This is a genomic window from Zemynaea arenosa (assembly GCF_004614185.1).
GTDB lineage: Bacteria > Pseudomonadota > Gammaproteobacteria > Burkholderiales > Burkholderiaceae_D > Telluria > Telluria arenosa.
In genome coordinates, this window is record NZ_SPVF01000031.1 from 1 (window position 1) to 13,491 (window position 13,491).

General features: G+C 68.9%; 10 protein-coding genes. 7 read left to right on the plus strand and 3 right to left on the minus strand.

Annotated features, from left to right (window positions below; genetic code table 11):
* The 7 genes from E4L96_RS02140 to E4L96_RS02170 all read left to right on the plus strand — a co-directional run.
* A partial coding sequence (locus E4L96_RS02140; protein WP_135205595.1) for a sensor histidine kinase occupies positions 1–1,044 on the plus strand: 1,044 nt, incomplete at its 5' end.
* Positions 986–1,624, plus strand: coding sequence for a hypothetical protein (locus E4L96_RS02145; protein WP_135205596.1), 639 nt, complete (start codon positions 986–988; stop codon positions 1,622–1,624). The genes E4L96_RS02140 and E4L96_RS02145, both read left to right, overlap by 59 nt.
* The gene (locus tag E4L96_RS02150) at positions 1,621–3,003 is read left to right on the plus strand and encodes a sigma 54-interacting transcriptional regulator (RefSeq protein WP_135205597.1); all 1,383 of its coding nucleotides are present in this window, start codon (positions 1,621–1,623) and stop codon (positions 3,001–3,003) included. Before E4L96_RS02145 ends, E4L96_RS02150 begins: the two co-directional genes overlap by 4 nt.
* 210 nt (positions 3,004–3,213) lie before the next feature.
* Positions 3,214–3,528 carry a BON domain-containing protein gene (locus E4L96_RS02155; protein ID WP_135205598.1) on the plus strand — a complete coding sequence of 105 codons (315 nt, stop codon included), beginning with the start codon at positions 3,214–3,216 and terminating at the stop codon, positions 3,526–3,528.
* A 179-nt stretch (positions 3,529–3,707) separates the two neighbouring features.
* Positions 3,708–5,015 carry a hypothetical protein gene (locus E4L96_RS02160; RefSeq protein ID WP_135205599.1) on the plus strand — a complete coding sequence of 436 codons (1,308 nt, stop codon included), beginning with the start codon at positions 3,708–3,710 and terminating at the stop codon, positions 5,013–5,015.
* A gap of 284 nt (positions 5,016–5,299) precedes the next feature.
* Positions 5,300–5,992 (plus strand): hypothetical protein, encoded by a 693-nt coding sequence (locus E4L96_RS02165; protein ID WP_135205600.1) that lies wholly within the window; start codon positions 5,300–5,302, stop codon positions 5,990–5,992.
* Between the two features lie 154 nt (positions 5,993–6,146).
* A complete protein-coding gene (locus E4L96_RS02170) occupies positions 6,147–8,588 on the plus strand; it encodes a catalase (RefSeq protein ID WP_181017570.1) in 2,442 nt (813 codons plus the stop codon).
* A 75-nt stretch (positions 8,589–8,663) separates the two neighbouring features.
* On the opposite strand, the gene E4L96_RS02175 is transcribed toward E4L96_RS02170, so the two are convergent.
* From E4L96_RS02175 to E4L96_RS02185, 3 genes are all read right to left on the minus strand, one after another.
* Positions 8,664–11,777, minus strand: a complete 3,114-nt coding sequence (locus tag E4L96_RS02175; RefSeq protein WP_135205601.1) for an efflux RND transporter permease subunit — start codon at positions 11,775–11,777, stop codon at positions 8,664–8,666.
* Positions 11,778–11,793: 16 nt separating this feature from the next.
* The gene (locus tag E4L96_RS02180) at positions 11,794–12,960 is read right to left on the minus strand and encodes an efflux RND transporter periplasmic adaptor subunit (protein WP_135205602.1); all 1,167 of its coding nucleotides are present in this window, start codon (positions 12,958–12,960) and stop codon (positions 11,794–11,796) included.
* A 22-nt stretch (positions 12,961–12,982) separates the two neighbouring features.
* The coding region (locus E4L96_RS02185) for a TolC family protein (RefSeq protein WP_167758578.1) at positions 12,983–13,491 on the minus strand (509 nt) is incomplete at its 5' end.

The window sequence follows — 13,491 nt, forward strand, 5'->3', positions numbered from 1 at the left end:
CCCATGCCCAACTTGCAGGCCCAGCTCGCGACCGAGGTGCGGCACGAGGTCGAGCGCCGCAACATCCAGCTGCTGGACGACCTGGAACAGGGCCGCAGCCGCCTCACCGTGCAGGTGCTGGCCTCGCTCGCGGTGGCCGGCGTGCTGGCGGTGGGCTTCGGCTACTGGATGTCGCGCCCCCTGGCTGCCATCGGCGACGCCATCGACCGCCTCGGCGCCAACAAGTACGACCAGAAGATCGACGTCGACGGCCCGCATGACCTGAGCCACGTGGGCCGCCAGCTGGACTGGCTGCGCACCCGCCTCGCCGCGCTGGAGGAAGACAAGGCGCGCTTCCTGCGCCACGTGTCGCACGAGCTCAAGACGCCGCTGGCCGCGATCTGCGAAGGCGTGTCCCTGCTGGACGATGGCCTCGCCGGCCACCTCACGCCGCGCCAGCAGGAGATCGTCGGCATCCTGCGCCAGAACACCAGCGCGCTGCAGGCGCAGATCGAGGACCTGCTGCGCTACAACGAGGCCAGCTTCGGCGCCCAGCACCTGCACCGCGAGCCAGTGGACCTGGCGACGCTGGTGAAGAGCGCGCTCGACAAGCAGCGCCTCCAGCTGGAGGCGGCGGGCGTGCATGCGGAGCTGACCGGCAGCGTGCCGCCGGTGCGCGTCGACGTGGACAAGATCACCGCGGCCATCGCCAACCTGATTTCCAACGCGGCCCGCTACAGCCCCCGCGGCGCCACCATCTGGCTCGGTCTCTCGCAGCGCGAGGGCAAGGCCACGCTGGACTGCATCGACTCCGGCGCCGGCGTGGCCGAAGCCGATGTGGCCAAGATCTTCCAACCGTTCTACCAGGGCGAACGCCAGCCCGCGGGCGCACGCAAGGGCAATGGCATCGGCCTGTCCATCGTACGCGAGTACGCGCGGGCGCACGGCGGCTCGGTGGAACTGCTCCCGTCCGTGAAGGGGGCTCACTTCAGATTGACCCTGCCTTATGAAAATTCACCTGAACCCGCAGCGGCTGCGACGCCCGCTCACCAAACCGCTCGCTAAGCTGCTGCTGGGCGCCGCCGCGCTGGCGCTGGCCGGCTGCGACTCGATGCCGCGCATGTCGGGCATTTCCAGCATCTTCGGCGGCGACGACAAACCCGCCAAGACGCGCAGCAGCACCCATGACAGCCGCGAACCGCGCGAGAGCCGCGGCACGCCGCACCGCGACCCCGTGACCGCGCTGCTGGCCTACGACGCGGAGCTGCGTCGCATGAGCGACAGCCAGATCTCGGCGGAACAGAACCGCGCCAGCGGGGACCGCAGCGTGTACGGCCAGATGCGCTACGGGCTGGCGCTGATGCGCGGCGACAGCGCCGGCGAGGTGGCGCGGGCCCAGGCCGTGTTCCAGTCGGCCGCGGCACATGGGGACGCGGACACGCGCGGCCTGGCGCAGCTGCTGGCCGCCACCTGCGCGGACCTGCGCCGCCTGTACGACCAGAACGACAAGCTCTCGGTGCAGATGCGCGAGACCCAGCGCCGCAACGACCAGCTGTCCGAGATGGTGGACGGCCTGAAAAACATCGAACGCACCCTGCCCACGCGCAGCGCGCCGCGCGCCAGCCAGCGGAGCGACAGCAAATGAGCCACCACATCCTGCTGGTCGACGACGACGCGGACATGCTGCGCCTCCTGTCCCTGCGGCTGGAGGGCAGCGGCTACCGGGTGACGGCCGTCGGCAGCGCGGAAGCGGCGCTGGCGCGCCTGGCCATCGAGCTGCCGCAGCTGGTCATCACGGATATCCGCCTGCCGGAGCGCGATGGCCTGTCCCTGTTCCAGGACATCCGCTCGCAGTACCCGGCGCTGCCCGTGATCCTGCTGACGGCGCACGGCACCATCCCCGATGCGGTGGAAGCGACCACGCATGGCGCCGCGGCCTACCTCACCAAGCCGTTCGACGCGCGCGACCTGCTGGAACGCGTGGCCAAGGCCCTGGGCGGCGCGCCCCCTGCCGCGGCGGAGCAGGACCGCGACCACGCCTGGCGCGCGCACATCCTGAGCCGCAGCCAGGCCATGGCCACGCTGCTGGCGGAGGCGAAGCTGGTGGCGGCCTCCGACGCCAGTGTCCTGATCCGCGGCGAGAGCGGCACCGGCAAGGAGCTGCTGGCGCACGCGGTGCACAAGGCCAGTCCGCGCGGCCAGGCGCCATTCATCGCGGTGAACTGCGGCGCGATTCCCGAGCAGCTGCTGGAGTCGGAGCTGTTCGGCCACGTGAAGGGGGCTTTCACCGGCGCGGTGGCGAGCCGCGAAGGCCTGCTGCAGATGGCCGATGGCGGCACCCTGTTCCTCGACGAGATCGGCGACATGCCGCTGGTCCTGCAGGTGAAGCTCCTGCGCGTGCTGCAGGAACGCACGGTGCGGCAGGTGGGCTCGGACCAGTCGCGCCCCATCGACGTGCGCATCATCTCGGCCACCCACCGGGACCTGGACAGCGCCATGCACGCGGGCCAGTTCCGCGAGGACCTGTACTACCGACTCAACGTGATCACGCTCACGCTGCCGTCCCTGGCCCAGCGCCGCGAGGACATCGCGCTGCTGGCCAACCACTTCCTGCGAACCCTGTGCGCCAAGGCGGGCAAGCAGGTGCGGGGCTTTGCGCCGGACGCGATGGAAGCGCTGCGCATGGCGACCTGGCCGGGCAACGTGCGCCAGCTGCACAACGTGGTCGAACACGTGTGCGCGCTGGCCACTGGGGCGCTGGTGCCGCTGGCGCTGGTGCAGCGCGCGCTGCGCGTCCCGACGCTGGAAGTGCTGAGCTACGCCGAGGCCAAGCAGCGCTTCGAGCGCAATTACCTGGTGCAGCTGCTCAAGCTCACCGACGGCAATGTGTCGGACGCGGCGCGCCTCGCGGAACGCAACCGCACCGAGTTCTACCGCCTGCTGCAACGCTATGGGCTGGATGCCCGCCTGTTCCGGGCCGATGCGCCCGCGCCAGCTGCTGTCGCTCCCGAGCGACAGGCCTGATCCCTTCCAAATCAAGCACTTGCGGCCGCGTGGGCGCGGCCTGTCGCCGCAGCCCGACACCTCCATGGGCCGGCGCCCAGTGCTTTTCTCTAGCGTTTGTGCCAAGTGCTTGATTTTCAAGGCTTCGGCCGGGCTGGCACGGCGCTTGCTGATAGGCCGGTACGTCACTTGGCGTCACTGCCTAACCCGATTGCACTTGAAAGGATCTCGATGAAAGCTTCTCAGTACCCCCGCCTGCTGGCTGTGCTGGCCCTGACCGCTGCCTCCTTCGGCGTGGTCTACGCTAACGAGCCCGCTGCCAAGCCCGCCGCTTCCGCACCGAGCGCAGATGACGCTGCTCTCAACGCGAAGGTCAAGGCCGCACTGGCGGATCTGAAAGACGTGACCGTCTCGTCGACCCAGGGCGAAGTTGTCCTGGCCGGTTCGGTGGCCTCGTCCGGTGACGCTGACCGCGCCCTGCAGCTCGCTTCCGCCGTCGAAGGCGTGAAGAAGGTGAAGAACGAGCTGAAGGTCGCGGGCAAGTAATCTCCTCAACCCTCTCCTGCCGCTTCGGCGGCTAACCCTGGCGCTTTGTTTGACCCGGTCGCGGTGGCCGGGTCTTTTTTTGTCCGCTTCTCCGCCACGCATCCCCCCTCGGTGGGGCGTTGCCGCAAGAACATACTCCACTAGAATGCCAGTTTCCCTATTCTCGCGTGGAGAGTCCCGTGCCGACCCTCAAGTCCATCGCCGTCCTCGTGACCGGCGCCTTCGCCGCCGCCTCGACCCTGGCCGCTGAACCCGTCCAGAAAGTCAAACCGCCTGTCAGCCAGGCCTACATCGACCTCGCCACCTTCTCCGGCGGCATGCCTGCGATGGGCGGCGGCGGCGGGATGTTTGGCGGCCTGTTCGGTGGCGGCGGGGCCAAGACCGGGGGCAACACCTTTGGCCAGACCCAGGGCGCCTCGACCGGCCGCTGGATGGACGTCACCCTGATGACCCGCAACAATCCGAAGATGATGCACGCGACCCAGTCCGTGCCGACCGGCAGCAAGCTCTCGCCGAACGTAAAGCTGGAAGCGCCCGAGCTGGAAAAGCCGTCCGGCGGCGGAGCCGTCTCGTATCAGGGCAGTGGCGGCGACATGCAGATGCCGAAAGGGAAGATGTACCTCTACTGGGGCTGCGGCACCGAAGTGCGCAAGGGCCAGCCGCTGGTGCTGGACATGGCCAAGATGGATCCGGCCCAGATGAGCAAGTTCTTCCAGAACCGGGGCCAGACCTTCCAGGTCCCGCCGCCGCAGCCGGGCCGCCCGGTGTGGCCGAACAAGAACGACGACCGCCTGCTGCCCGAAGGCGCCAGCATGGCCGGCGAGCACAGCTTCGCAGGCGAGGGCGTGGTCGAGGGCTTCCGCTTCAACATCGACAAGGCGCACGACCTGATGCCCGCCATCGTCGCCAAGCGTGCCGATGCGGCCACCAGCGTCAACTTCTCCTGGCAGCCGATCGAACAGGCCAAGGCCTGGTTCGTGGCCAGCATGGGCATGCGCAACGCCGAGAAGGACGAGATGGAGATGGTCTACTGGACCTCGTCCGAGCTGCCGGACATGGGCATGGGCCTGCTGAACTACCAGCCGGACGGCGCGGTCGACAAATGGCTGAAGGAAAAAGTCCTGCTGCCGGGCAAGGCCACCGAGTGCGCCGCACCGAAGGAGGCGATCAGCGCCACCGCGATGACCCGCATCATCGCCTACGGTGACGAACTGAACATGGCTTACCCGCCCCGCCCCAAGGATCCGAAGATCACCTGGGAGCCGCAGTGGGACGTGAAGGTGCGCACCAAGTCGGTCGCCAGCCTGATGCCGGGCATGGGTGACATGGCCGCCGCCATGGCCGCCGCCCAGCAGGGCGAAGGCGCCGAGCGCGGCCAGAACGGCCAGCCCCCCGCCGAGCAGAAGCCGCAGAGCGCCACCGACAGCCTGATCAAGGCCGCCACCCCGAGCGCGTTCGACGTGCTGCGCGGCCTGATCCGCAAGTAAGCCGCAGCACGGCCCCTCGCAACACCCCCGAGATGTACTTCGCCCCGGCCGTTCGCGCCGGGGCATTTTTTTCCTCCCGTCCACACAGCCCCACGCCCGCTCATCGGCTCTGTTAGTCATCGCACTGTCCTCGACTGTCCATCGTTATATGTTGTGACTCCGACGCAGCAAAACGGTAACGGCGTCCCCCGCACAGTTTTCATACATCAAACGAGGACTCAATCATGGATACACAAAAATCGAACGAGGGAAGTGGTCGCGACCTGGGTCGTGAAGGAGCCAGCATGGGTAAGGATTCGCAATCGTCGGCAGGCAAGCAGAGCTCGCAGCCGGGCTCGTCCTCGCAAGGCAGCAGCGCATCGGGTTCGAGCTCGACCAGCTCGGGCCTGCACGCCTCCGGCAGCACCACCGGCGCCGGGTCCTCGGGCAGCAGCGGCAGCATGGGCTCGTCCGCTTCCAGCTCGGCCGGTGGCGGCAGCTCGTCGCTGGGCTCGCGCGGCAGCAGCGCCAGCACCGGCAACCTGGGTGACACCGGCAATCTGCACGGCAGCGCCGGCTCCAGCGGTTCCTCGGGCGCCACGGGCGGCAGCATGAGCTCGTCGCAAGGCAATGTCGGCCGCTCCACCTCGGGTTCGATGGGCGAGAGCCAGAGCCATTCGATGGGCGGCAACATGGACCAGCGCATTGAGCAGGGCAAGGAAACCCTCCACCGCAGCATCGACCAGGCCGCGCAATCGGCCGCACCGCTGGTCGACCGCCTGGCCGAGAAGGCCCATGCAGGCGTGGACGCGCTGTCCAGCCGTCTGTCGGGCGTGGGCCAGTCGATGGGCGACCGCAGCGCGCAGCTGAAGGACGCCTACGGCGAGTACCTGGACAGCGGCCGTGACTACATCCGCATGAAGCCCGCCACCGCCGTGGCCGGTGCCTTCGTGGCCGGCTGGATGCTGGCCAAGATCTTCAGCTCGCGCCGCGACTAAGCAGCGCTGTGCGTGATGCCGCTTCCAGCCTTGCTGGAGGCGGCATTGCGCCGCCCGTGTTCTTTTCCTCCGCATCGGGTCTCCATGCCCGAGGCGCTTTCACGCCCGCACCGCGCGGTGCCGCGTGTCCCGACATCCCTACACGAGGTCTTTCATGAGCAAGCAGAAAAAGCCCGCGGCCAAGGCGGCCAAAGGCAAGGCGCGCGGCGCGGTCGATGGCGCCGGGTCGATCATGTCCACGGTCTCCGGCCCTTCGGATGCCGCGCCGCCCGAGAGCCTGGGCTCGCCCAGCCAGATCGCCGCGCAGTTGCTGGAGAAGCAGGTGTCCGGCATGGACCTGGCCGAGGCCATGCCCTTCAACCCGAACAAGAGCGGTGAACATGGCGCCGCCGCGCGCACACCGCAGCCAGGCGCCACGGCCACCCCGTCCAGTATCCTGGCCACGGGCAGCACCAGCACCGAGACCATCGCCTCGGCCAAGACCGGCGACGGCCAGCCCCTGATCGGCGCCAACGCCGGCGTGCTGCCGCTGGACCGCGCGCGCGCCGATGGCAGCGGCATGCCGCTGACCACCAGCCAGGGCGTGCCGGTCGCCGACAACCAGAACACCCTGAAGGCGGGCCTGCGCGGCCCGTCGCTGATGGAAGACTTCATCTTCCGCGAAAAAATCACCCACTTCGACCACGAGCGCATTCCCGAGCGCGTGGTGCATGCGCGCGGCTCGGCGGCGCATGGCTACTTCGAAAGCTACAAGGACCATTCGGCCATCACCCGCGCGGCGCTGTTCTCCGCGGCCGGCAAGCGCACCCCGGTGTTCGTGCGCTTCTCCACCGTGGCTGGCGAGCGCGGCTCGACCGACACCGCGCGCGACGTGCGCGGCTTCGCCGTCAAGTTCTATACGGACGAAGGCAACTTCGACCTGGTCGGCAATAACATCCCCGTGTTCTTCATCCAGGACGCGATCAAGTTCCCGGACCTGGTCCACGCGCTGAAACCCGAGCCGCACCACCAGATGCCGCAGGCTTCGTCGGCGCACGACACCTTCTGGGACTTCGTCTCGCTGATGCCCGAGTCGGCACATATGCTGATGTGGGTGATGTCCGACCGCGCCATCCCGCGCAGCTACCGCACCATGCAGGGTTTCGGCGTGCACACCTTCCGCCTGGTGAACGAGCAGGGCCAGTCGGTGTTCTGCAAATTCCACTGGAACCCCAAGCAGGGCACGCACTCGCTGGTGTGGGACGAGGCGGTGCGCATCTCCGGCGCCGACCCGGACTTCCACCGGCGCGACCTGTGGGAAGCCATCGAGGCGGGCGAGTTCCCCGAGTGGGAACTGGGCGTGCAGTTGATTACCGAGGAGCAGGCCGCATCCTTCGCCTTCGACATCCTGGACCCGACCAAGATCGTGCCCGAGGAGCTGGTGCCGATTACGCCGCTGGGCCGCATGGTCCTGGACCGCAACCCGGATAACTTCTTCGCCGAGACCGAGCAGGTGGCCTTCTGCACCGCGCATCTCGTCCCGGGCATCGACTTCACCAACGACCCGCTGATGCAGGGCCGCATCCATTCGTACGTGGATACCCAGCTCACGCGCCTCGGGGGCCCCAACTTCCACGAGATCCCGATCAATTCCCCGATCGTGCAGATCCAGAATAACCAGCGCGACGGCTTCCACCGCCAGGCCATCAACCGGGGCCGCGTGAACTATGAGCCAAATTCGCTGGCGGGTGGCTCGCCGGCGCAGAACGGCACGCGCGGCTTCACCTCGTTCCCGCAACCGGTGGCCGAGGACAAGGTGCGCGGCAAGCCGGAACTCTTCGCGGAACACTACGGTCAGGCCCGCCTGTTCCTGCAGAGCCAGACCCCGGTCGAGCAGCGCCATATCGCCATGGCCTTCCGCTTCGAGCTGTCGCGCTGCACCGTGTCGGCGGTGCGCCGCCGCGTGCTGGCGCTGCTGGCCAATGTGGACCTGGACCTCGCCAACTTCGTCGCCACGGGCCTCGGCATGGAAGTGCCGAAGCCGCTGCCGCTGGCGCTGGACACGCCCATCCCCGAGTACGAGCCGTCGCCGGCGCTGTCGCTGCTGGTCCGCCCCGGCGAAACCGGCATCCGCACCCGCAAGGTCGCGATCCTGGTCGGCCACGGCGTGGACGCGGGCGCGGTGCGTTCGATGTACCAGTCGCTGCTCGCCGACGGCGCCGTTCCGCGCCTGGTCGGCAGCATGCTTGGCAAGGTGACGGGCTTCGACGGGCAGGAGCTGGACGTCGAAATCTCGATGGAGGCCGGACCGGCCGTGCTGTGGGATGCCCTGATCGTGCCGGATGGCGAGGAGGCCGTGCAGGCGCTGGCGCGCGACGCGCATGCCAAGGAGTTCGTGCAGCTGCAGTACCGCCACTGCAAGCCGATCATGGTGGTCGGCGCTGGCGCGCTGCTGCTGCAGAAGGCGGAGATTCCGCCGCAGCTGCCGGACGGTTCGGACGATCCGGGCCTGATCGGCACTGACCCCGAAGACCTGGACGCCGCGCTCGCGGCCTTCAAGGAGGCGCTGGCCAGCCACCGCGCCTACGCGCGCGAGACCGACCCGCCCCTCGTGTAAGGCTGTGCCTGTGGACGGCCCTCCGTCCGCAGGTCTCTCCCATCACCGGACGGCGCGCCTGCCGTCCGGCTCTCATCATTTTTCTACGACCGGTTCCGCATGCACCTCGTGGTGCTTGCGGTTCTTCCGCACCTTGCTCTTGAACCAGTGCTCGAAGTCGTCCACGTAGGTGAATACGGCGGGCACCACCAGCAGGCTGAGAAGCGTCGATGTGATCAGGCCCCCGATCACGGTGATCGCCATCGGCGAGCGGAAGCTCGGGTCCGCGCCCAGGCCCAGCGCCAGCGGCATCATGCCCGCGCCCATCGCGATGGTGGTCATGATGATCGGGCGGCTGCGCTTGTGGCAGGCGTCCACCAGCGCATCGAAGCGGCTCATGCCCGCCTCGCGCGCCAGGATCGCGTAGTCCACCAGCAGGATCGAGTTCTTGGTCACGATCCCCATCAGCATGATCAAGCCGATCATCGACGGCATCGACAGCGCATTGTTCGTGATCAGCAGTGCGACCACCGCGCCCCCGACCGACAGCGGCAGCGCCACCAGCAGCGCGATCGGCTGCATGAAATCGTGGAACAGCAGTACCAGCACGCCGTAGATGCACAGCACCCCGATCAGCATCGCAATGCCGAAGCTGGCGAACAGGTTGGCCATCTCCTGCGCGTCGCCCTGTTCGGCGATCCTCACGCCCGGCGGCAGGTTCTTGAGGGCGGGCAGGGCGCGCGCCTCTTCATTCACCTCGCCCAGCGAGCGGCCGTTCAGCTCCACGTCCAGCGTGACATTGCGGCTGCGGTTCAGGCGGTCGATCTGCGCCGGGCCGGACTCCATCGAGATATTGGCCACGGTGGACAGCATCACCGGCCCGTTCTTGCCCGGCACCGTGAGGCGGCCGATGGCGTCCAGGTCGGCGCGCACCGCGTCCGGCAGCTTGACGCGGATCGGAATCTGACGGTCGGCCAGGTTCATCTTGGTCAGCGCCTGGTCGTAGTCGCCGGCGGTGGCGATGCGCACGGTCTCGCCGATCGCCGTCGCGGTCACGCCCATGTCGGCTGCGCGCGCGAAGTCCGGGCGCACGATGATCTCCGGGCGCACCAGCGAGGCGCTGGAACTCACGTTGCCGATGCCCTTCAGCGTGCGCAGCTCGCGCTCGACGCTGCGGGCCGCATTGGTCAGCGCCACCGGGTCCTCGCTGCGCAGCACCAGCTGCATCTTGACGCCGTTGTCCTGCGCGCCCACCGTGTAGCGGGCGCCGGGAATCTGGTCCAGCTTCTCGCGGATGTGCTGCTCCAGCACGGCCATAGGTTCGTCGCGGTCGTTGCGGTGCGTGGTGGTCACGGTCAGCACGGCACGCCGCGCCTCGGCCGCCGCGCCGGGCGCGAAGATGTCGCCGCTGGAGCCGCCGCCGATGGAGCTGAAGATATGCTTCACGCCCGGCACCTGGGCCGTGGCCTGGCGCACGCGCGCTTCCACGGCGCGGGTTTCGGCCAGCGTGGAGCCCGGCGCCAGTTCGATGTTGACCATGGTCTGGCCCCGGTCCGCGGGAGGCACGAAGCCGGTCGGCAGCAGCGGCGTGAGCGACATCGAGCCGATGAAGAACAGGATCGACAGCGCCACCGTGGCGAGGCGGTGGTTGAGGCACCACTTCATGGTGCGCATGTAGCGCGTCATGACCCAGCCGTCCGGCCGCTCGTGATGCTTGGCCGGTTTCAGGAAGTAGGCCGCCATCATCGGCGTGAGCAGGCGCGCCACCACCAGGGACGCCAGCACCGCCAGCACCGCCGTCCAGCCGAACTGCTTGAAGAACTTGCCGGGGATGCCGCCCATGAACGCCGTCGGCAGGAACACCGCCACCAGCGCGAAGGTGGTTGCGATCACCGCCATGCCGATTTCGTCGGCCGCTTCCAGCGCCGCCTTCATCGGCGACTTGCCCATGCGGAGGTGGCGTTCGATGTTTTCGATCTCCACGATGGCGTCGTCCACCAGCACGCCCACCACCAGGGCCAGCGACAGCAAGGTCACGGTGTTGAGGGTGTAGCCGAACCAGTACTGGCCGAGGAATGCCGGGATCACCGAGAGCGGCAACGCGGCCGCCGCCACCAGCGTGGCGCGCCAGTCGCGCAGGAACAGCCACACCACCAGCACCGCCAGCAGCGCGCCTTCGTACAGCAGTTCCATGGAGCCGTCGAAGTTCTCCTTCACCGGCGAGGCATTGTCGATCACTTCGGTAAACACCACTTCCGGGTGCTCGGCCTGCAGTTCCTTGACCGCGGCGCGGGCGCCATTGGCCACGTCCAGTTCCGATGCGCCGCGGGTGCGGAAGATCTCAAAGCCGACCACCGGACGGCCGTCCTGCAGCGCGATGGCGCGCGGCTCGGCCACGGTGTCGGTGACCTTGGCCACCTCGTCGAGCCGCACGCGGCGCCCGTCCGGCAGCGGAATATCCATGGCCGCCAGCTCCTGGGCCGAATGGACGGTGGCGATGGTGCGCACCGACTGTTCGGCGCCGGAGACGTCGCCACGCCCGCCCGGGGTCTCGCGCTGCACCTGGCGCAGCTGGTGCGAGACGTCGGCGGCGGAAACCTTCAGGGCGGCCATGCGCTGGTCGTCCAGTTCCACCCGCACTTCGCGGAACACGCCGCCCACGCGGCCGACCTTGCCGAGGCCGGGCACCGTCAGCAGCTTCTTGGTCACGGTGTTGTCCACGTACCAGGACAGGTCGGGCGCGTCCACGCGCGGCTTGCCGTCCGGGCCTGCGGCGGGGGCGGCGGCGAACGTCAGGACCACGCGGCCGGCGGTGGAGGCCTTGCTCACCACCGGGTCGCGCATCTCGGCCGGGAGGTCGGCGCGCACCTGCGAGACGGCGTCGCGCACTTCGTTGACGGCGTCCGACAGGTTCTTCTCGAGGATGAATTCGACCGTGATGTTGGCCGAGCCATCGCGCACATTGGTGTAGATGTTCTTCACACCCTGCAGCGTGGCGACCGAGTCCTCGATCTTGCGGGCGACCTCGGTCTCCAGCTGGGCCGGGGCGGCCCCGTCCAGCACCGCGGTCACGGTCACGAAGGGCAGCTCGATATCGGGGAAGTCCTGCACCGCGTTGTGCTTGTAGGCCAGCAGGCCCGCCAGCGACAGCAGCACGAACAGCATGATCGCCGGGATCGGGTTGCGGATGGATAGCGCGGAAAAGTTCATATGCGTCTCCTTGCGCTCAGCGGGCCGCCGTGCGCGGCGCCGGCGCCGGGGCGGTGGCGGGCACATTGCGCACCAGGTCCCCGTCGTTGAGGAAGCCCGCGCCGCCGACCACGATGGCGGTGTCCGGCGTCAGGCCGGACAGCACCTCGATGCGGTCGCCGAGGCGGCGCCCGGTCTGCACCTTCAGCTGGCTGACGCGCGAATCGGCGTTCACGCGGAACACATAGGGGAAGCCGTCGCGCACCGCCACCGACTGCTGCGGCACGGTGAGCGCGGACGAGGTACCCAGTTCGAACTGGCCGCTGGCGAACATCCCGGCCTTGAAGGCGGCGTTCATGCCGGTCGATGGCGGCAGGTCCACGTAGACCAGCGCGGTGCGCGTCTGCGGGTCGATGGTGGGCGCGATCATGCGCACCTTGCCGCGCGCTTCGCTGCCGTTGGCGGCCTTCACCACGGCCGCGGTGCCGGCCTTGATGCGCACCAGGTCCGCCGCCGTGACTTCGGCGCGCCATTCCAGGCGGCCCTGGCGGATCATGCGGAACAGCTCCGTGCCCGGGTTGACCACCGCGCCGACGGTGGCGCTGCGGGCCGAGATCACGCCGCTGTCGGGCGCCGTCACCTGCGTGTACTTGAGGCGCAGCTGCTGCGCCGAGAGCGTGGCCTTGGCCTGCGCGATGCGCGCGTTGGCGGTGGCTTCGGCCGTCAGGTACTGGCTGATCTGCGCGGCAGACAGCGCGCCGGAGGCCTGAATCGAGCGCGCCCGGGCCGCGTTGGCCGAGGCCTCGGCGGCGGCGGCCTGCGCTTCCTGCAGCGCCGCCTTCGCCTGCGCCACGTCGGCGGCCACGGTGTCGGACTGGAACACGGCCAGCACCTGGCCTTTGTTGACCACGTCGCCCACGTTGACCCGCACTTCGGTCATGCGCAGGCCGGTCGATTCGCTGCCGATCGAGGCTTCCTGCCAGGCGGCGACGTTGCCGTTGGCGGTCAGCGTGACGGGCAGGGTGGTGGTGGACGGTCGCGTGGTGGTCACGGTCAGCGCGGGCTTGGGTGCGGCGGCCTTCTTGTCGTCCGCGCTGACGGCGCGCGTCGGCATCAGCATGACCAGGACCGCGCTGACGGCCAGCAGGCCGGCGATCGCCTTGGCGGCGGGGGAGAGGGCGAGTTGAGGTTTCACGATTTTCATTGTTAACGTCCTGTGGGTCCGGTCACTTGGTGGGGGCGGTGGTGGCTTGAGCCGAGGAGGCGAGCGTGGTGGCGGGCGGCGTGAAGCCACCGCCGGCCGCGCGGTACAGGGCGACCCAGGCCGCGCTGCGCTCGCGCTGCAAGGCGACGACCGCGTTCTCGGCGGCCAGGCGCGTGCGGCGCGCATCTTCCAGCTCGAACAGGCTGGCCAGCCCGTTCTTGTAGCGGTCTTCCACCGCCGTGAAGTTGATGCGGAAGCCTTCCAGCGCGGTCTGGGCGTCGGCGGCGCGGGCGGCGGTGGACTGCAGGTTCACCAGCGCTTCCTCGACCTCGCGCACGGCATTGCGGACGGTGGCACGGTAGGCCACGGCGGCCGATTCGTACTGCGCGCGCGCCGCGTCCACGCCGGCGCGGCGGCGGCCTGCGTCGAACACCGGCACCGAGATCGCCAGCGGGCCGATGCTCCAGGTGTTGGCGCGTCCTGTGGGTCCGGTCACTTGGTGGGGGCGGTGGTGGCTTGAGCCGAGGAGGC

What these genes read in the sequence shown, in the direction of transcription:
- E4L96_RS02145 (WP_135205596.1), top strand. Translation starts at nt 986, where the DNA reads ATGAAAATTCACCTGAACCCGCAGCGGCTGCGACGCCCGCTCACCAAA.
- E4L96_RS02150 (WP_135205597.1), top strand. Translation starts at nt 1,621, where the DNA reads ATGAGCCACCACATCCTGCTGGTCGACGACGACGCGGACATGCTGCGC.
- E4L96_RS02155 (WP_135205598.1), top strand. Translation starts at nt 3,214, where the DNA reads ATGAAAGCTTCTCAGTACCCCCGCCTGCTGGCTGTGCTGGCCCTGACC.
- E4L96_RS02165 (WP_135205600.1), top strand. Translation starts at nt 5,300, where the DNA reads ATGGGTAAGGATTCGCAATCGTCGGCAGGCAAGCAGAGCTCGCAGCCG.
- E4L96_RS02170 (WP_181017570.1), top strand. Translation starts at nt 6,147, where the DNA reads ATGAGCAAGCAGAAAAAGCCCGCGGCCAAGGCGGCCAAAGGCAAGGCG.
- E4L96_RS02175 (WP_135205601.1), bottom strand. Translation starts at nt 11,777, where the DNA reads ATGAACTTTTCCGCGCTATCCATCCGCAACCCGATCCCGGCGATCATG.
- E4L96_RS02180 (WP_135205602.1), bottom strand. Translation starts at nt 12,960, where the DNA reads ATGAAAATCGTGAAACCTCAACTCGCCCTCTCCCCCGCCGCCAAGGCG.